The following is a 19,309-nucleotide window of genomic DNA, read 5'->3' as shown; positions in this document are numbered from 1 at the left end:
TCGTGTGCTCGCACCATCAGTCAAATGACCCGCAAGTCGCTTCGCAGTCACGTGACTGATGTTTGTCCTCGCCGACCGGTGCACGGTGAGCCCAAGCCTTCCCGCCCCACAGCGGGAGGGACGGCGCAAACGTACGGAGTCCCCATGTCACTCGGCTCGCGCGTCGAACGGTTGCCCAAGACCCCTGCCGCGGACGCCAGTCAGTCCTCTGAGGTGGTGGGGCGTGCGCGGCAACTCAGGGAGATCACGGCGCTGATCGGGCAGGGCTCGGCCGCGGGCCCTGCCCTGCTGCTCTCCGGGGAGCCGGGCGTGGGCAAGAGCGCCCTGCTCGGGGAGGTCGCCAAGGTCATGTCCGGGTCGGGTGCCCGGGTGCTGTCGGCCGTCGGCGTCCGGTTCGAGTCTGAGCTCGCCTACTCCGGCCTTCACCAGTTGCTGTTGCCGCTGAACGACCGGATCGAGCGCTTGGAGGACACCCACCGGAGGGTTCTGCGCAGTGCGTTGGGCTACGGGGGCGATCCGGTACCCGACAGTCTTCACGTCTCCCACTCGGTGATCTTCCTGCTGCGCCGAGTGGCAACCGAACGCCCTGTGTTCATCGTCGTGGACGACCTCGGCTGTTTCGACCGGGCCAGTTCGGAGGTGCTGGGCTTCGTCGCCCGTCGGTCGGCGGGCAGCCGTATCGGATTCCTCGCCGCCTGCAGATCGGGAGACGAGACCTTCTTCGACCGAGCCGGGCTCACCGAGTACGAGCTGCCGCCGCTGGATCGCGACGCGGCCGTGGAACTGCTCGGAGTCCGCTTTCCGGGGCTGGCCGGACCGGCGCGGGACCGCGTCCTGGCGCAGGCGCAGGGCAACCCGCTGGCGCTCGTGGAGCTGCCCGCCGCGCTGAGCGGCCCGCAATGCGGCGCGCCGGCCGATCTGCACGACGTACTGCCCCTCTCCTCACGTCTTCGGATCCGCCTCGCTTCGCGCGTGGCCCGCCTTCCGGCCGAGTCGCGCCGACTTCTTCTGCTGCTCGCCCTCGACGACACCGGAGATCCGGGAGTCCTCCGTGCCGGATCGGACGACCCGAAGGCTCTTACGGCGCTGTCAGGGGTGGAGTCGGACCGTCTGATCGCCTTCGACGACACGAACCGACGGTTCGTCTTCCGGCATCCGCTGACGAGGGCCGCGGTCGTCGAGACCAGCACCCTGACCGAGCGATGCCAGGCCCACAAGACCCTGGCCGAGATCCGCGCGGAGACGCCTGAGCGGCGGGCCTGGCACCTGGGACGGGCAACGCTCGTTCCCGACGAGCGTGTCGCCGCCCTGCTGGAGGAGGCCGGGCATCGTGCCGCCACGCGAGGTGACGCTGCAGAGGCGGTCGCCACGTTCACCAGGGCCGCCGAGCTGAGCCCCCGTGCCGTGGACCGAGGACGCCGACTGACCCGGGCCGCGTACCTCGGTGCCGACGCAACCGGTGAGTTGCGCGCGGCGTCGGAACTCCTCGACCGCGGCCGGCGCGCGGACCCGGGGCTCACCGGGTCTCCGCTGAGCGCCGCCACGGCGGCTCTCCTCCTGCTCAACGGTGGTGACGGCGACATCGACATGGCCCACCGTCTCCTGGTGGAGGCCATCGAGACCGGCAGCCATGGATACGACGCCGAGGACGACCTTCTCATCGAGGCACTGCGCATCCTGCAGCTGGTGTGCTGGGCCGGTGGTCGCGATGCCCTGTGGGAACCCTTCCACGCGGCCCTCGACCGTCTGAAGCCGACTGCAGGGCCTGCGCTCTCCGTCTGCGGCAGGACGTGGAGGGAACCTGCCGGCACCGGCTCGGTCGGCCGTCACGGCATGGCCCCCGTCCGCCTCGACCGGCTCACGGAACTGCGGGGCGTCTCTTGGGAAGCGGTCCGTCGGGGACGCCGGGGCGGCCACGTGCGCCGGTACATCGACGCGCTCATGCACCTGTGCCTGCAGGATTTCCCGGCCGGCCGGTGGGAGGAGGCCGAAACGCTGTCCGCCGAGGGCCTGAGGCTCTGCGAGGAGCGCCAATACCCGTTCTTCTCCTGGTATTTCGAGTACCACCAGGCCCTGCTCGCCGCCGTCCACGGGCATTTCGAAGAGAGCAGGAGTACGGCCGACCGAATCACGCAGTGGGCCGTGCCTCGTGGAGTTCTGGCGGCGGCGGCCTTCGCCGACCATGCGCGAGTCCTGGCCGAACTCGGTGCCGGCGACTACGAATGCGCGTACCGGCACGCCGTGGCGATCAGCCCTGGGGGCCGACTCGCGCCCCACGCTCCGTACGCGCTGTGGGTCTGCATGGACCTGGTGGAAGCGGCGGTGCACACCCGGCGCACCGCTGAGGCGGAGGCACACGTGCGTGCGATGCGGGAAGCCGGTATCGCGGCTCTCTCCCCGCGGCTGGCGCTGTTGGTGGCGGGCTCGGTTGCGCTGGCGGCACCCGATGACGGCGCGGTCGGGTGCTTCGAGCAGGCGCTGGACGTCCCGGGAGCGCAGGACTGGCCCTTCGATCTGGCGCGGATCCGGCTGGCCTACGGGGAGCGTCTGAGGCGCATGCGCTTCGTCACGGAGGCCCGAGCCCAGCTGGACTCGGCGGCCGAGGTGTTCGAGCACCTGGGCGCCCGGCCGTGGGCCGACCGGGCGACGGGCGAACTCCGCGCCACCCGCCGGTCCCGCACCGGAGCGAAGCACGGTTCCGTGTCCCTCACCGCGCAGGAGCAGGAGATCGCCGTACTCGCCGCTTCCGGGTTGACCAACAAGCAGATCGGCGAACGTCTCCACCTCTCGCCCCGAACCGTTGGGTCGCACCTCTACCGCTTGTTCCCGAAACTTGGAATCGCCTCACGTGCGGCGCTGAGGGACGCGCTCGCGTCCCTTGCAGGAAGCAACGCCTTCTAGGCCTGCGAAGAGGTGGCAGACCGCTCCGCCCGGGACTGCTGAGGCGGGAGCGCGGCCAGGGCCTCACCGAGGGTGACACGCGAGGTGATGCCGAGCTTCCGGAAGATCCGGTGCAGGTGGGCCGCCACGGTTCGGTGGGAGAAGAAGAGACGTTCGCCGATCTGTTTGTTGCTCAGCCCGGTCGCGGCGAGTGCGGCGATCTGGTGTTCCTGCTCCGTGAGCGGCTCGGCCCCCAGGTGCTGATGGGCCCCCCAGGTGGCGGTACGACCGGTGGCCCGCAGCTCTTCGGCCGCCCGCGCGACCCAGGGGGCGGCCCCGAGACGGCGGAAGGTCTGGAGGGCGGCGGCGAGGTGCGTCCGGGCGTCCTGGGCGGCCCGTGCGCTACGCAGGTGCTGCCCGTAGGCCAGGCGGACGCGGGCGAGGTCGAAGGGCCAGCGCTCGGCACCGGGAACGGCGAGCGCTTCCTCGAAGGCGTCGGGCGCCCGGTCCTCGGGGGCGGCGAGCGCGGCCGAACCGGCGGTGACCAGTGCCAGGCGGCCGGAGATTCCGGGCAGGCCCGTCTCCCGCATCGCGGCGACATGGGCGAGTGCCTCGGCTCGGCGTCCGCTGCGCACCGCGGCTTCCACGAGGTCCATGGCAACCCACAGAGCCAGCGGGGCATGCGGGGCCAGCACGCCTGAAGGGCTGATCGCCGAGGCGTCGAGGAAGGCGTCCTCGTGGTCACCACGACCCAGGGCGGCCAGTGCCGTCATGTGCCGTGCGAAGTGCTCGACGGTCCACGCACCGCGGGGTACCGCCCACTCCGTGATCCTCTGTGCCAGCCCCCGCACCGTGCCGTCGTCGCCCCGCGCCGCGGCCAGCAGGCCCTGGGCCCGGTGGAACTGCTGGGCCAGCATCTGATAGCCGTGGGCCTCGCTCAGCGCCAGCCCCTCCGCGGCGAGACGGCCGCACTCGTCCCACCGACCCGTCGTGAAGTCGTCCAGGCACAGCACCACCAGCGCGATGAGCGCCGACGTGACCGCGCCGCCTTCGCGCCCGTTCTCGACGACGGGCCAGAGCGCCGCACGGCACCCTGTCGCCCGGTCCACGAACAGTGCCGCCATCGCGATCCGTTCGATCCGGCTCGGGTCGGTCTGCCGGTGCAGGTCGTGGATGACCGCATCGAGAAGGCCGAGGCCTGTCGGGGAGGAGCGTGCCGGGTCGGCGTAGACGTCGCCGAGCAGTTCCTGAAGGGGAGGCATCGGCACGGTCAGCTGCGACATGGCGGCCTGGTACGCGTTCCAGAGCTCGGGTCTGCCCGCGCACAGACACACCCTGCGCAGGGTGCACAGCGCCTCGAAGAGCGCCTCGTCGTCGCCGTCGGACCTGCCGTCGCGGGTCATGATCGCGCCGACCAGCAGCCGGTGCGCGGTGTTGACATCACCGTCGCGGTTGAGCAGCACCTGGGCGGCCGCGGCCGCCGCCCGCAACGATCCCCGGAGTTCCGGGTCGGCACGTCGGGCCTCCACGAGCAGTTCGGCCGCGGTACGCAGCTCTCCGGCCACGTCCGCGCCCACGAAGGCGGCTTCGGCCAGCCGTCTGGCGCGGTTCGCGGGGCCGGGAGTGAGGTCGGCGGACCGCACCAGCGCGTTGAAGGCGCCGACGGCGTCCCCGCGCCGGCGGACCCGGTGTGCGGTGTCCTCCAGGAGCGCGGCGACCTGCTCGTCAGGATCGGGTGTGGCCTCGGCCAGGTGCCAGGCCCGGCGATCGGGCTTACTGGTGAGCGCTTCGGCCAGAGCCAGGTGGGCGTCCAGGCGCTGACCGCTGGTCGAGCCCGACACGACGGTCGCGCGGATCAGCGGATGGTGGAAGGACAGCCGCCCCAGACCTCGGTGTTCGATCCGCAGCAACTGCGCCCGCTCCGCGGGAGCGAGAAGGGCCAGTACGTCCTCGCCGGGGGCGGCGGCCCGCAGGACCGACAGGTCCCCGCCGCCCTCCAGCGCGGCCAGGAGCAGCAGGCGGCGGGTGGGGGCCGGCATCTCCGCGACCCGGGAGCCATACAGGTCCCGCAGCCGACGGCTGAGCGGGAGTACCTCGGACAGCAGCACTCCCGCGCTGCCTCGCGAGTCGTCGAGCGCGGCCGGCAGCTCCAGCAGTGCCAGTGGGTTGCCCCGCGCCTGCGCGAGGACCCGACGCAGCTCCCGCCCGGTGAGCAGCGGGAAGTGGGTGCCGACCAGGGCGGCTGCCGCCCTGTCGTCCAGTGGGGACACAGTGTGTTCGGGAAGCCCCGCGCGTTCGAAGAAACTCTCGAACCCCGGCCGCGAGGCCGCGAGAAGGCCCACTCGGCTCCCGGTCAGCCGCCGGGCGACGAACGCGAGCGCCGCGGCGCTCGCCCGGTCGATCCATTGCAGGTCGTCGATGACCAGCAGAACGGGACGGCTGCTCGCTGCCCGGCGGAGCAGTGCCAGTACGGCCCCGTAGAGGACCAGCCGATTCACCGGGGCGCCGTCACTCGCGCCCAGCGCCACGGTCAGGGCTTCCCGGTGCACCGGGTCGAGCCCGTCGCACTCGTGCAGCAGGGGTTCGAGTACGTGGTTCAGTCCGGCGAAGCTCAGATCCGCGAGGAACTCGACCCCGTCGGAACGCAGGACCAGGGCACCGGCCGCCGTCGCCGCCGTTGCCGCGGCATCAAGAAGCACGGACTTGCCGACACCCGGTTCCCCGGACAGCACCAGCACCCCACCGCGCTCGAGCACCTGGTCGACGTACGACCGAAGCAGCTCCAGTTCCCGGTCGCGTCCTACCAGCCCCTCGGTCGTGCTGCGCGGCGCCGATCCATGACCAGCCACAGCGTCCCCCTTCGAGATCTGACGTGGCGGACTCTCGTCCCCCGGGGCGTGGTCAGTCCTGGGAAGGCCGCGGGGCTCGCAGGTGGGCCCGTTTCGACAGCTCTTCCTCTTCGACCAGGGTGAGCATCGGCTGGCCGGGCGCGCACAGCATGATGACGACGTACTTGGCCGGCGTATCCGCCAGGGCGTTGCCGTTCTGGTAGTGGATCACGTCACCGCCCGGCTCCCAGAAAGTCTCACCGGCCTTGATCACCCGCTCGGGCTCGCCCTCGAGTTCCCACCGGACGGCGCCTTCGGTGACGTAGCCGAAGCACGGCCCCGAGTGTCGGTGCGGCGGCGTCCCGGGGTGTCCCGGAGGCCACTCGACCACCACGGTCATCGCCGAAGCACCCTCCGGCACGAAGGGCGGCTTGACGTCTGCCAGCATCCTGGGCCCGGTCCCGTCCTGGCTCCCGTGCTCGTCGAGTCCGCTCATGGATGTCTTGTCCAACACCGTGTCATACCTCCGCTAGATCCGACTTGGTTCGCTTAGAAGACAACGCAGGGCACCGATATGTGACACAGCGAGCGACTACGGCTGGACACAGTCGAATGACTCATGCAACTCGCCACCCGAGCACGGAAGCTGAGCTGGTAGACGAACCGGCGGCGAACCGCCGCCTCCAGGGTGCCGAACCCGCCATGCCCGTTGTTCCGGCTGGTGACGAGCCGACCCCCCTCCTTCACACGACATCACAACGTCAGGAGCCACAGCATGTCTCACGGACCCGTCAGCCGGTCAGGCGGACACAAGCGTCGGTACGCGCACCGTCGGTTCGACGGCGTGGGCGGTGCCGCATGAACGACCACAACGGCGGTCTGACCGTCGGCGTAGATCTCGGCGGCACGAAGATCGCCGCCGGGACGGTCGACCCCGGCGGGGAGGTCGTCTCCCGGGTGCGCGTCCCCACCCCGCACGACCCGGACCGGATCGCGGGGGCGATCGCCGAGGCGGTCCAGCGGGTCCGCAAGGGCTGGGACGACGTCCGAGCGGTCGGTGTCGGAGCAGCCGGATACGTGGACGCGGACCGCTCGACGGTGCGCTTCGCACCCAACCTGGGCTGGCACGGCAAGGAGATCCGGGACATCGTCCAGGAGGCCACCGGGCTTCCGGTCGTCGTCGAGAACGACGCGAACGCCGCCGCTTGGGGCGAGTTCATCCATGGAGCCGGTGCCGGGCATGACGACATGTTGATGGTCATGGCGGGCACCGGCCTGGGCGGCGGCATCATCAGCAGGGGCCGCCTCTTCCGCGGCCGCTTCGGCATGGCCGGCGAGATCGGCCACTACCGGGCGGTCCCCGACGGGCTCCCCTGTCCCTGCGGCCAGCACGGCTGCATGGAGCAGTACGCCAGCGGGGCGGCCCACACCCGCCGCGCCCGCGAGATGGCGGCCGCCGATCCGGCACGGGCCGCGGTGGTGCTCGCGCTGGGCGACGGCACCCCCGACGGCCTCGATGGGCACCATGTGACCGAGGCTGCCCTCAGTGGCGACCCCTTCTCTCTCGAGGTGTTCGCGCAGTCGGGCCGCTGGTTGGGCCAGGCCCTCGCCGACCTCGCCTCCATCCTCGACCCGTCCGTCCTCGTCATCGGCGGCGGCCTCGGCGACACCGGCGAGCTGATCAGGCGTCCGGCCGAGATGTCCTACCGTCGAGCCCTCGGCGGCGGCGAGCACCGCGTCTACGCCGAGGTCCGCACCGCCACCGTGGGATCGGACGCCGGCCTCATCGGCGCGGCGAACCTCGCCCGCCTGCACGAACTGCTCTCAGCCCCGACGGCCGGCGTCTGAGCGGCGGCATGCTCGCCGCCCGGCACGACGACCGGTGCCCGGTCGTCAGCGCGGTCGTCCATCCGATCCACGTCCCCTACAACTGGTACGCCCGCCTGGCCGGGAGCTCCCGCCTGCGCCGGTGCGTACCCGGTCCTGTGAAGGAGTCCTTGTCCATGACCGCGAACGCCTCTTCAGCGGGGCGGGCCCACCCAGGGGCCGCGCTCCGCCCGACCAACCTCCGGCGCGTCACCCATATCTCGGCGGCCGCGTCGATCGGCGGGTTCCTGTTCGGCTACGACAGTGCCGTCATCAACGGCGCCGTCACCGGAATCCAGCACCGATTCGATGTCACCTCCAGCGAGACGGGCACCATCGTCGCCTCCGCTCTTCTCGGTTCCGCCTTCGGAGCGGCCGTCGCCGGCCGTCTCGCCGACCGCATCGGCCGTCGGCGCGTGATGCACTTGGCTGCGGTTCTCTTCGCGATCAGCGCGCTCGGCTCGTCCATGCCCTTCTCCGTCTGGGACCTGGGCGCCTGGCGCGTCGTCGGCGGTATGGCGATCGGCCTCGCCTCGCTGATCGGGCCCACCTACATCGCCGAGGTCGCGCCGCCCGAGCACCGCGGGCGGCTGGCCTCGTTCCAGCAGGCGGCCATCGTGCTCGGCATCACCGCCTCCCAGCTCGTCAACTGGGGCATCGCCCAGGGGGCCGACGGCAAGAGCGAGAACCCGCTGGGCGCCCTGGATGCCTGGCAGTGGATGCTGATGGCCGCGGTCGTACCGGCGCTCACCTACCTGTTCCTCACCTTGCGCATCCCGGAGTCGCCGCACTTCCTCGTCGCCACGGGGCGCGAGGTCCAGGCCCTCGCCGTGCTGCGCGACCTGCAGGGCACGTACGCGGGCTCCGAGGAGCGGATCGCCGAGATCCAGCATGCTCTCAAGACCGATCACAAGCCGCGGGTACGCGATCTGCTCGACGGCCGCTTCGGACTGCTGCCGATCGTGTGGGTCGGCATTGGGCTGGCCGTCTTCCAGCAGCTCGTCGGCATCAACGTCATCTTCTACTACTCGTCGCTGCTGTGGCAGTCGGTGGGCATCGACCAGGCCAACTCCCTTCTGATCAGCCTGTCCACGTCGATCATCAACATCATCGGCACCGTCGTCGCGATGCTGCTGATCGACCGGGTCGGACGGAAACCGCTCGCGCTGACCGGTTCGGCCGGCATGGCCGTGTCGCTGGCCTTCGCCTCCTGGGCCTTCTCGTACAAGACAGGCAGCGGCGGCAGTCTGTCCATCCCGGACACCCAGGGCACCGTGGCGCTGGTCGCCGCCCACTCCTTCGTGTTCTTTTTCGCGGTCTCATGGGGTGTGGTGCTCTGGGTGATGGTCGGCGAGATGTTCCCGCTGAGGATCCGCGCCGCCGCGATGTCGGTGGCGACCGCCGCGAACTGGATCGCCAACTGGGCCGTCACCGAGAGCTTCCCCCGCATGTCGGACTGGAACCTGTCGTCCACCTACGCGATCTACGCGGCCTTCGCCGTGCTCTCGTTCGTCTTCGTCGCCGTCAGGGTGCGCGAGACCAACGGCAAGAAGCTGGAGGAGATGGGATGACAGCGTCTCGTACCCCCGTGATGAACAGCGGTGTCCTGCCCGTCCGCCCGGCGGCGGTCCGGTGGCCGGCCGCGGCCTGCCGAGGTGCCGACATCGAGACCTTCTTCCCGTCTCCGGGCGACCTGGCGACCGTCCGACGGGCGCTGATGATCTGCGATCGGTGCCCGGTGCGGATTCCGTGCCGCAGGTATGCGCTCGACCACCGGGAGCGGCACGGGATCTGGGGAGGTCTGACCGAGGAGACGCGGGAGACGCTCATCCGCATCGGGCCGCCGCCGGCCGTGCCCTCTCTGCCACAGGAACCCGTCGCCGAACCCATCGTGGAACGGGGGTTCGCCCTGCTGGAGTCGTCGCGGGGCGCGCGGTGAGCGCGGAACCGGCCGGGCCCACCGGCTGGGCCGGTTCTGTCGCGTGACCGTCTTCGGATCCGGGCCTCGGCGCCGCGGCGCAGACGAGACTCGAGTCGTTCTACCGATGGTGCGATCGCGCCGAGGGTGTAGGGGGCCACGGTTAGGATGTGGTGCGACGTGACTCCCTGCACTGAGGAAGCCGCACATGTTCAGCACAGCAGCCGGGGCCCTCCAGAGGCCGAACCGAGCCTCCGCGCGATGATCGGCCGGGACGAGGAGCTGCGAATCCTGCGCGGGCTGCTGGCGGACGCGGCGGACGGACGCGGCAGTGCGCTGTTGATCCACGGCACCGCCGGTGTCGGTAAGTCGGCTCTGCTGCGCTCGGTCGGTGCCGAGGGCACCGAGGGCGGTTTCAAGGTGCTGAGCGCAGCCGGTGTGGAAACCGAGCTGTGGCTGCCGTTCGCGGCTCTGCAACTGCTGCTGCAACCGGTAGCCGACGGCATCGGGAAGCTGCCGTCTCCGCACCGCAGCGCGCTGGTCGACGCCTTCAGCGCCACCCAGATCGAGCCCCATATCTTTCGGGTCGCGCTCGCCGTGCTCGAACTGCTCACCGACGAGGCCGACCGGCAACCGCTCCTGCTGCTCGTCGACGACCTGCAGTGGATTGATTCGCCGAGCCGGGACGTTCTCAGATTCGTGGTCCGGCGCACCCGCGATCTTCCCGTACTGATCGTGGCGGCGTCCCGGGTTCATTCTCCCGACTCCTACGCCCCGAGCGCGCAGCCGGACCTCCATCTGCAACCGCTCGGCCGGTCCGCCGCCGCCGAACTGCTCGACGCGGGTGCACCGGACCTGTCGGCGCCGCTGCGGGCCCTCATCCTGGAGCGCGCCGCGGGCAACCCGCTGGCCCTGGTCGAGCTGCCCAAGACGGTGCAGGACATCACACCGCAGCTGGACGATCTGCCGCTGACCCAGCGGCTGGAGGACGCGTTCGCCGCGCGTACGGACTCGGCGAGCCCGGAGTGCCGAACGCTCCTGTTGGCCCTGGCCACCGAGCCCAGCGCACCACTGAACCGGCTGCTGGACGTGTCGAGTCGTCTGACGGGAACGACGGTTTCCGTGGACGCGGTGCAGGAGGCGGTCGACGCGGGCCTGGTCGAGCTGGTCGGCCGTAGCCTCGGGTTCCGGCATCCGCTGATGCGCTCGGCGATCTACACCCGCGCCACGGTCGCCGACCGGCTGGCCACCCACCGCGCCATCGCCGTGGCCATGGCCGACACCCCCGAGCGCCGGCTCCTCCACCTGGCGGCCGCGACGCTGGGCCCGGACGAGGAACTCGCCGCCCAGCTGGAACGTTTCGCCGAGACCGCGCTGGCCCGGGGCAAGGTGGCCTCCGCCGTGCCGGCCCTGCGCCAGGCGGCCGAGCTCGTCCAGGACCCGCGCCGCAGGACCGAAATCCTGGTCCGGGCGGTCGAGTCGGCCAGCGAGATCAATGACCGGGTTCACACCCAGCTGTTGCTGGACCGGGCCGACATGAGCGAACTCGGCCCGCTGGAGCGGGCCCGCCTCATGGTCGTGTCCGACAAGGCGGCGTTCGAACCCGACGAGCCGCAGCGCCGGATCGAGGACATGGTGACCACGGCGGCCGGCGCGTTCGACGCAGGCGGCGTGCATGTCGCCGAGAACCTGCTGTGGCGGGCGGCCGCCCGGTGCTTCTTCCAGGACGGCGACGCACGGGTGCGCACGCTGGCCGCAGCCGAGCTGGACCGATGGAACCCTGATCCGGACGCTCCCGTGGTGCTGACGGTACGGGCGTACACGGAGCCGTACCGGTACGGCGCCGAGGTGATCGCACGGCTCGGCAGCCTGCGGCCGGACCGCCTGGACGGCCGGATCATGCATTTCCTCGGCAGCGGCGCGATGGTCCTGGGCGACGCCACCCTCGCCGCCCGGTACCTGTCACTGGCGGCCGCGGCGTGGCGGTCGCAGGGCAGGCTCGGGCTGCTCGCCCGGTCACTTGCGGGCAGTTGGCCGCGGGTGTACCTCGGTCAGCTCGATCGGGCCCGCGAGGAGTCCGTCGAGGGACTCGCGCTGGCCGAGGAGACCGGGGAGTGGATCGTCTGGCTGGGGGTGAAGGCGACAGGGAGTCTGGTGGCGGCGCTGCGCGGGGAGACCGAGGCCGCGGAGCGGATGCTCGGCGAGCTGCGCGCCCACCGGCTGTTCCCCGGCATGCCTTTCGCCGCCGTCATGGCGCAGCAGGTAGAGGGCCTGCTCGCGCTCTTCGACGGCCGCGCGGCCGAGGCGTACGACGCACTCGCGCGCGCGTTCGATCCGACGGATCCGCATTACCACTCGGTCAGCCGCTGGCTGCTCGCACCGGACCTGGCGGACGCCGCAGTGGCCGCGGGCACCGTGCAGCGGGCCCGGGAACTACTGGAAGGACTCCCCGAGCTGGCCGCCCGACTGCCCTCGGAAATGATGGTGGTGGCCCACGTCTACACCGAGGCGGTGCTGGCGCCGGACGACGCGGCGGAGGAGCTCTACACCGCGGCGCTGGCCGCGTTGCCCGCCGGCTGGGCCCTGGCGCGGGCCCGGCTGCACCTGCACCAGGGCCGCCGGCTGCGTCGGCAACGGCACAACGTCGAAGCCCGGAACCCGCTGCGCAGCGCCCGCGACGATTTCGACCGGGTCGGCGCGCGGCCCTGGGCCGAGATGGCTCGCGAGCAGTTGCGTGCCGCCGGCGAGTCGAGCGGCCGGCGGCAGGCGAACACCAGCGACCGGCTGTCGGCCCAGGAGATGCAGATCGCCGTGCTCGCGTCGCGGGGACTGAGCAACCGGGAGATCGGCCAGCGCCTGTTCATCTCGCACCGCACCGTCGGAGCCCACCTGTACCGCATCTATCCCCGCCTCGGCATCACCAGCCGGGGCAAGCTCGCTGCCGCGCTCGCCGCGCTCCAGGACGGAGACCCGGCGAGCGACTGGTCAGGCGCCGACGCCGTTGACAACACGTAGTCACCCGCCTGCTCGACTCTTGGCCGCCCGGGCGGGGAGAGACGCCGCTGCCTGAAATCGACGAGGACCGGCGGGCGTCCCGTTTCGCCCCCGCGTTGCGCGCTCGAAGTCCGTGGGGAACCGCCCTGACCAGCCCCGTCACAGGGCGGGCGAGCCTGCTCAATCGTTCTGCGGGCCCGCAGGCGAGCCGGCTCGTCACGGTCGACCACGGTCACGGCGATCAGCAGACGGATTACCATACTCAGCGAACATTTCGGACAAGGGAGCTGCCATGGCGAGCCGCGGTGCACGGGCCGGGCTTCTCGGCAGGGAGAGCGAATGCAAGGCCCTCGACGAGCTCGTGGCAGGTGCCAGAGCCGGGCGCAGCGGTGTCCTGGTCCTGCGCGGTGAGCCCGGGATCGGCAAGACCGAGCTGCTGAGACATCTCCTCGGTCGTGCCACCGGATGTCGCACCATCAGAGCGGCCGGCGTCCAGTCGGAGATGGAACTCTCCTACGCCGGCCTGCACCAGCTCTGCGCTCCTCTGCTCAGCGGGCTCGACCAGCTGCCCGAGCCTCAGCGTGATGCGCTCGGCACGGCTTTCGGTCTGCGCGCCGGCGCCGCGCCCGACCGGTTCCTCGTGGGTCTGGCCACCCTGAGTCTCATCGCGGACGCCGGCGGTGGCCAGCCGCTGGTCTGCGTTGTCGACGACGCGCAGTGGCTGGACATGGCGTCCGCGCTGACCTTGGAGTTCGTGGGCCGCCGACTGCTCGCAGAATCGGTTGTGCTCGTCTTCGCCGTCCGTGAACCCAGTGCCGGCCATACGTTCGGCAGTCTTCCCGAGCTGTTCCTCACGGGACTGATCGAGCGTGACTCCCGGACACTGCTCGACTCGGTCGTCACCGGTCCGCTGGATGAACGGGTGCGCGACCGCATAGTCGCCGAGTCACGCGGCAACCCGCTGGCCCTGCTCGAGCTGCCGGTCGGGTTGACCACGGCGGAGATGGCCGCAGGGTTCGGGCGTCCGGATGCATCGCCGTTGTCGAGCCAGATCGAGCAGGGGTTCCTCCGCCGCGTTCAGGCGCTTCCGTCCGAGACCCGACGCCTGCTGTTCATCGCCGCCGCGGAACCGCTGGGCGACGTGACACTGCTGAGGCGCGCGGCCGGCCGCCTCGGAGTCGACGCCGACATCGCCGTGTCGCACGAAGGCGTGGCAGACCTGATCACACTCGGCACCCGGGTGCGGTTCCGGCACCCGCTGGTGCGCTCGGCGGCCTATCGAGCGGCGGGCCCGAGCGAACGTCGAGAGGTGCACAGGGCGCTGGCCGACGTCACCGATGCCCGGCTCGACCCCGACCGCCGGGCCTGGCACCTGGCCGACGCGGCCTCGGGGCCCGACGAGACAGTGGCCGCCGCACTGGAGCGCTCCGCGGGCCGGGCCCACGCACGCGGCGGCATCGCCGCGGCCGCCGCCTTCCTCCAGCGTGCGACCGCGCTGACACAGGATCCCGCGCGACGCGCACAGCGCGCGCTGGACGCGGCACAGGCGAAACTCCACGCCGGGGCGTTCGAGCCGGCCGCCACCCTCCTCGCCACGGCGGCGGCCGGACCCCTCGACGAACTGGGCCGAGCGCGGATCGAGGTGCTGCGCGCCGGGATCGCGTTCGCCCAGAACCGCGGCGGCGAGGCCCCGCAACTGCTGCTCGCCGCCGCTCGCCGGTTCGGCCGGCTCGAAGATGTCGCACTCGCTCGTGAGACCTACCTGGACGCCATGGCGGCGGCGATATTCGCCGGCCGCCTGGCGCGCGGCCCAGGGCTGCTGGAGGTGGCCGAGGCCGCCCGTGAGGCCCCGCCGGCCCGCCAGCCACAGGTGTCCGACCTGGTGCTGGACGCCCTCGCCGTGCGAGTCGCCGACGGTTCCCCGGCCTCGGCGTCGATGATGGAGCACGCACTCGAAGCACTCTGTGACGAGCGGCTCCCCGTACAGGAGCAGCTGCGCCGGCTGTGGCTCGCGTCCATCATCGCCTCGGATCTGTGGGACGACGAGCGCTGGCACGGGGCCGCGACCCGTCATGTGACGGTCACCCGCCAGGCCGGAGCGCTCAGCGCTCTCCCCGACGCACTCGACTCCCGCGCGTTCGTGCACCTCATCGCCGGGGAACTGGCGGAGGCCGCGTCGCTGATCGAGGAGATCGCGGCGGTGTGCGCGGCAACCGGCAACAGCAACCCGGGACGTGTGGGCCCCCTCGGCCTGGCCGTCTGGCGCGGTCGTGAGGGAGCGGCCCGTACGTTGATCGACGCGGCCCTGGCCGAGGCGGTGCCGCGGGGCCAGGGGGCCGTTGTCACCGTCACACGCTGGTACGAGGCGGTGCTCTGCAACGGGCTCGGCCAGTACGCGCAGGCGCTGGCCGCAGCCCGGGAGGCAGCGGTCGAGCAGCGGGAGTTCTCCTCGCCGCGATGGGGCTTGGTCGAGCTGATCGAGGCGGCCGTACGGAGCGGCTCACCCGAGTCGGCCGCCGACGCGCTGGAGCAACTCTCGGAGGTGACGCGAGCCAGCGGCACCGACTGGGCGCTGGGCGTGGAAGCGCGCTCGCGGGCGCTGCTCAGCGAGGGCGACTCCGCGGAGCGGCTCTACCGTGAGGCGATCGAGCGGCTCGCACGGACCCGGGTCCGCATGGAACTCGCCCGAGCACATCTGCTGTACGGGGAGTGGTTGCGCCGCGAGAACCGCCGCTCTGATGCCCGTGTCCAACTGGACGTCGCACACGAGATGTTCAGCCGGTTCGGGGCGGAGGCGTTCGCCGAGCGCGCGCGAGGCGAGTTGCAGGCGACGGGGGCGAAGGTCCGCACCCACGCGGTCGCGACGCCCACGGCTCTCACCTCGCAGGAGGCGCAGATCGCCCGACTCGCCGGGCAAGGGCTCACCAATCCCGAGATCGGCGCCCAGTTGTTCATCAGCCGGCACACAGTCGAGTGGCACCTCCGCAAGGTGTTCTCGAAGCTCAGCATCTCTTCCCGCCGGGAGATCCGTGCCATCCAGTTCGAAGACGAGGCGACATCGGCCTGACCGCGACTGGAGTGACCCCGAAATCCGAGACCTGGACCTTGGACACCTCGTATCCAGGGGGTCCTCACGGAGATGGGCCGGAGCCTGGATATCCATCCCTTGTTCTTCGCGGGCAGCCCCGGCTCTCGGGCCGGGGGGAAGGTGATCCTCGGCCTTGAGGCGCGAGGCGTTGGAGTTCTCTGCGTCTTCGGAGCGGCGGTCAGGCCGGGCGCTTCTGGCTCTCGATAGGACACCGTCTCAGTCCCGGTCTGCAGCGGACACGTTGTCCGACCCACCAGGCCCACCAGGTAGCCCAGGCACCTGAGGTACACCGGGAGAGGCATCCGGTCGGTTCCAAAGGCGCAGTTTGTCGGGGTTCAGAACGGCCCAGACCTGGACGACGTGATGGCCGGCGATGTCGAAGCTGATCACGGCGGCGACCTGGCCGTCGTAGCGCACGACGATCCCCGTCCGGCCGTTGACGGAGTGGAGGTCCAGAGCGGTACGGGGGCGGTGGGAGAGCAGAGTGAGCAGGCTGCGGGCGACCTTCAGGGCACCGTGGACCGGCCTGTCCAGAGCCCGCACCTTGCCACCGCCGTCGAAGAAGGCCGTGGCGTCGGGGGCCAGCAGAGATGACAGGAGGGCCGAGTCCTCCGCAGCGCAGGCCTCACGGACCGCCCGGACCATCCGGTCGTGCTGCTGCGGCATGGTGGGACTCGAACGCCTGGTTCGCAGGGTGCGACGGGCCCGTTCGGCGAGTTCGGTACATTCCCGTTCCGTCCGGCCCACGATCTCGGCGACCACCTGTGGCGCCATCCCGAAGACATCATTGAGGACGAACGCTGCCCGCTCGGCCGGGGACAGGGAATCCAACGCGGTCAGCAGAACCTCGCTGACCTCGTCCGTCAAAGACGGACAAGCCCTCACCCTCGTATCACCGGCTGTCCCTGCCGCGCCCGGTTCTCGACGCTCGGGCAGGGCCAGGCACGTCAGGCAGATGGCGCCCGCCGTCTTCACCAGCCAGGAGAGCGGCTCCGTGATCCGCGCCCTCTCGGGATCGGACAGGCCGTACCACCGCCGGTAGGTCTCGGTAACGACTTTGTCGGCATCAGGACCTGTGCCCACCATCCAATAGGCGACGGCCAGCAGGTGCTGCCGCTCGTCGAGCATCTCAGCGATCGGCACCGCGTCATCGGCCTGGTCCATACGGCATCTTCCCTCTCACACGGCAGTCCATCGCCTACACCGCGACGTCTCGGCCGACGTCCGGAACGGCCTCGGTGGACCGAGCGCGCAGTCCCGACCTGTTGTGTCCGACGTTCTGGTCACGCTGTTCTCGACAGTGCAGACCGGACAGGCATGAACCATGTGACACGGGCAGTGACGCGGGAGAGAAAAGTGCCTGCGAACGCGCTGGGTGACGTTGCGATGAGGGCGGGTGCAAGCCCGCAGTGGGCCGACACGCGACTGGCTGAGTGGCGACCCGTATGGGACAGGGACCGGCCAAGCCCGCACGTCTCGAGCCCGCGGCGACGAGGGGCACATGTCACACATTCGATGAGCGTCCTGTCATAAGGGCGAAAGGCGGTGAGTGGGACTGTCGAGCCAACCGGCCGTCCCCGCCCGGCGGTTGGCAGCCGGCATGTCCACGTTGCCAGCCGGCCTGCTACCTGGCTTCCGCCTCGCACCAACGATGCTGACCGCGCCGCCGTACACGGCTCCAGCCCCGCCTCAGCAGTGGGCTGTCGTAGGCCGCCGACCATCAGCGCCGCGCTCCTTCCACCAGAAGTCGGCGTGTCTGCACAACCTCGAAAGGTGTCTGCCTATGTTCCGCTCATCCCTCGCCCGCCGGTCCCGTACCCCGCTCACCGTTGTCGCCGGGGCCAGCATCGCTGCGGGCCTGCTGGTCACCGCGGTCGCCCCCGCCTCCGCCGACAAGGGTGTCCACCCACGGAGTCCCAAGCCCACCGTCGTCCTGGTCCACGGTGCTTTCGCCGACTCCACAAGCTGGAACGACGTCATCAAGAAGCTTCGCCACGACGGTTATCCGGTCATCGCGGTCGCCAACCCGCTGCGGTCCCTGAGCGGTGACTCCGCCTATCTCAAGGACATCCTGGAGGGCATAGGCGGTCCCATCGTTCTGGCCGGCCACTCCTACGGCGGCTCCGTCATCAGCAACGCGGCCACCGGCAACAAGAACGTCAAGGCGCTGGTCTACCTCGCCGCCTTCCTCCCGGAGAAGGGCGAGAGCGCGGCCGACCTGTCGGGCAAGTTCCCCGGCAGCACCCTCGGCGAAGCCCTCCGCTCCGTACCGCTGACCGAGGCGGACGGCTCTCAGGGCGCCGACCTCTACATCCAGAACGACAAGTTCCGTCACCAGTTCGCCGCCGACGTGCCCCGTAACAAGACCGACCTGATGGCCGTCACCCAGCGACCTGTCACCAACGCCGCCCTGGCCGAGGGTGCGGCCGAGCCGGCCTGGAAGACCATTCCCTCCTGGGTCCTGGTTGCCACGCAGGACCTCAACATCCCTGCCAAGGCTCAGGAGTTCATGGCCGAGCGGGCAGGCGCCCACACCTCGGAGGTCCGCTCGTCGCACGCGGTGAGCGTTTCGCAGCCCGGTAGGGTCACCGACGTCATCGAGGACGCCGCGCGCTCGGTGCGCTGACGCCTCTTACGTATGTCGGTCAGGGGATCGGGACGGACCGGACGGTCCGTCCCGATCCCCTGTGTGCCCGCTGCAGGCCCTTCGTAAGCGGGCCCCGTCACAGGTTGGGAACGGCGAGGACCCTGCCGACCTGGATGGGCACACCACAACGGCAGGTACCGGACAGGTGTCTCGGTACCTGCCGTCGTGCGGTCCAGTCGCGCGGGACCGGATTCCGATCGCCGGCCGTTCTCCGGTTCTACTTCCTCTGCTGCGCGATCCAGTCGCTGAATCGCGTCTCGCCGAGGCGCGCGTCCGGACCGGGCAGCAGCGTCTTCTCCTCCAACTGGGCGCCGAAGTAGGGGGCCTTGGGATCGGAGACGACCGTGCGCGGGTCGTTCTTGGCGGCCAGGCCTTTACGGATCAGCTCGTCCAGCTGGAACGTGTCAGGTCCGGCGACCTCGACGACACCGCCCACCGGCTCACCGACGGCAGTGCGGCCGACCGCGGCGGCGACGTCGTCGGAGTAGATGGGCTGGATCGCGATGGGGGCAAGGTGCACGGTGTTGTCGTCCTTTGTGGCGGAGTCCGCGATGCCTTTCATGAACTCGAAGAACTGGGTGGCGTGCACGATGGAGAACGGAACTCCGGACTCCCTGATCAGCTCCTCCTGCGCCTGCTTGGCGCGGAAGTAACCGCTCTCCTGGAGCCGCTCCGTGCCCACCACGGACAGTGCGACGTGGTGCGTGACACCAGCCTCCTTCTCCGCCTTGAGCAGATTCGTGGTGGAGGTGCGGAAGAACTCCATGACCGCGTCGTCCTCGAACGAGGGCGAGTTGGACACGTCCACCACTACCTGAGCGCCCTGCAGAACCTCAGCCAGGCCCTCACCCGTCAGAGTGTTGACCCCGGTGTTGGGCGCGGCCGGAATCGCCTCGTGGCCGTGCTCGGTGAGCTTGCCGACCACCTTGGAGCCGATGAGACCGGTTCCGCCGACAACTACGACCTTCATGATGGTTCCTCCTCGATTATTGGGGTTTCCGTACCAGTAGTGACAGGACAGGGGGAGGTATGTGTGACATGGCACCGGGCGCATCATGTGCGGCGCGTCGTGTCACGCAGGCCCGGGT

The 19,309-nt window shown here is 70.7% G+C and carries 11 protein-coding genes; 7 read left to right on the top strand and 4 right to left on the bottom strand.

Annotated elements, in window-relative coordinates:
- Positions 1–144: 144 nt before the first annotated feature.
- Positions 145–2,901: an AAA family ATPase gene (locus ABZT06_RS07290; RefSeq protein ID WP_355736179.1), complete on the top strand. Its 2,757-nt coding sequence runs from the start codon at positions 145–147 to the stop codon at positions 2,899–2,901.
- On the opposite strand, the gene ABZT06_RS07285 is transcribed toward ABZT06_RS07290, so the two are convergent.
- Both ABZT06_RS07285 and ABZT06_RS07280 read right to left on the bottom strand, forming a co-directional pair.
- Positions 2,898–5,729 carry an AAA family ATPase gene (locus tag ABZT06_RS07285; RefSeq protein ID WP_355736176.1) on the bottom strand — a complete coding sequence of 944 codons (2,832 nt, stop codon included), beginning with the start codon at positions 5,727–5,729 and terminating at the stop codon, positions 2,898–2,900. The two genes, ABZT06_RS07290 and ABZT06_RS07285, sit on opposite strands and share 4 nt — an antisense overlap.
- 52 nt (positions 5,730–5,781) lie before the next feature.
- Positions 5,782–6,156 carry a cupin domain-containing protein gene (locus ABZT06_RS07280; protein ID WP_355737032.1) on the bottom strand — a complete coding sequence of 125 codons (375 nt, stop codon included), beginning with the start codon at positions 6,154–6,156 and terminating at the stop codon, positions 5,782–5,784.
- A gap of 410 nt (positions 6,157–6,566) precedes the next feature.
- Here ABZT06_RS07280 and ABZT06_RS07275 point away from each other — a divergent pair, with 410 nt between their 5' ends.
- The 5 genes from ABZT06_RS07275 to ABZT06_RS07255 all read left to right on the top strand — a co-directional run bounded on the left by ABZT06_RS07275 (position 6,567) and on the right by ABZT06_RS07255 (position 15,553).
- On the top strand, positions 6,567–7,556 hold the full coding sequence (locus tag ABZT06_RS07275; RefSeq protein WP_355736173.1) for an ROK family glucokinase: 990 nt from the start codon (positions 6,567–6,569) through the stop codon (positions 7,554–7,556).
- Between the two features lie 155 nt (positions 7,557–7,711).
- Positions 7,712–9,145 carry a sugar porter family MFS transporter gene (locus ABZT06_RS07270; protein WP_355736171.1) on the top strand — a complete coding sequence of 478 codons (1,434 nt, stop codon included), beginning with the start codon at positions 7,712–7,714 and terminating at the stop codon, positions 9,143–9,145.
- The gene (locus tag ABZT06_RS07265; RefSeq protein WP_355736168.1) at positions 9,142–9,513 is read left to right on the top strand and encodes a WhiB family transcriptional regulator; all 372 of its coding nucleotides are present in this window, start codon (positions 9,142–9,144) and stop codon (positions 9,511–9,513) included. Before ABZT06_RS07270 ends, ABZT06_RS07265 begins: the two co-directional genes overlap by 4 nt.
- Positions 9,514–9,753: 240 nt before the next feature.
- Complete coding sequence (locus tag ABZT06_RS07260) at positions 9,754–12,507, top strand: AAA family ATPase (protein WP_355736165.1); 2,754 nt, start codon at positions 9,754–9,756, stop codon at positions 12,505–12,507.
- A 271-nt stretch (positions 12,508–12,778) separates the two neighbouring features.
- Complete coding sequence (locus tag ABZT06_RS07255) at positions 12,779–15,553, top strand: AAA family ATPase (protein WP_355736163.1); 2,775 nt, start codon at positions 12,779–12,781, stop codon at positions 15,551–15,553.
- A 237-nt stretch (positions 15,554–15,790) separates the two neighbouring features.
- On the opposite strand, the gene ABZT06_RS07250 is transcribed toward ABZT06_RS07255, so the two are convergent.
- Entirely contained in the window at positions 15,791–16,738 is a 948-nt protein-coding gene (locus tag ABZT06_RS07250; RefSeq protein ID WP_355736160.1) for a sigma factor-like helix-turn-helix DNA-binding protein, read from the bottom strand.
- Positions 16,739–17,357: 619 nt separating this feature from the next.
- Here ABZT06_RS07250 and ABZT06_RS07245 point away from each other — a divergent pair.
- Positions 17,358–18,200, top strand: coding sequence for an alpha/beta hydrolase (locus tag ABZT06_RS07245; RefSeq protein ID WP_355736157.1), 843 nt, complete (start codon positions 17,358–17,360; stop codon positions 18,198–18,200).
- 238 nt (positions 18,201–18,438) lie between these two features.
- Here ABZT06_RS07245 and ABZT06_RS07240 read toward each other — a convergent pair whose 3' ends face one another.
- Positions 18,439–19,191 (bottom strand): SDR family oxidoreductase, encoded by a 753-nt coding sequence (locus ABZT06_RS07240; protein WP_355736154.1) that lies wholly within the window; start codon positions 19,189–19,191, stop codon positions 18,439–18,441.
- Positions 19,192–19,309: the final 118 nt, after the last annotated feature.

The organism is Streptomyces sp. NPDC005483, from assembly GCF_040606035.1.
Taxonomy (GTDB): Bacteria; Actinomycetota; Actinomycetes; order Streptomycetales; family Streptomycetaceae; genus Streptomyces.
This window is presented reverse-complemented; position numbering and strand designations above follow the sequence as displayed.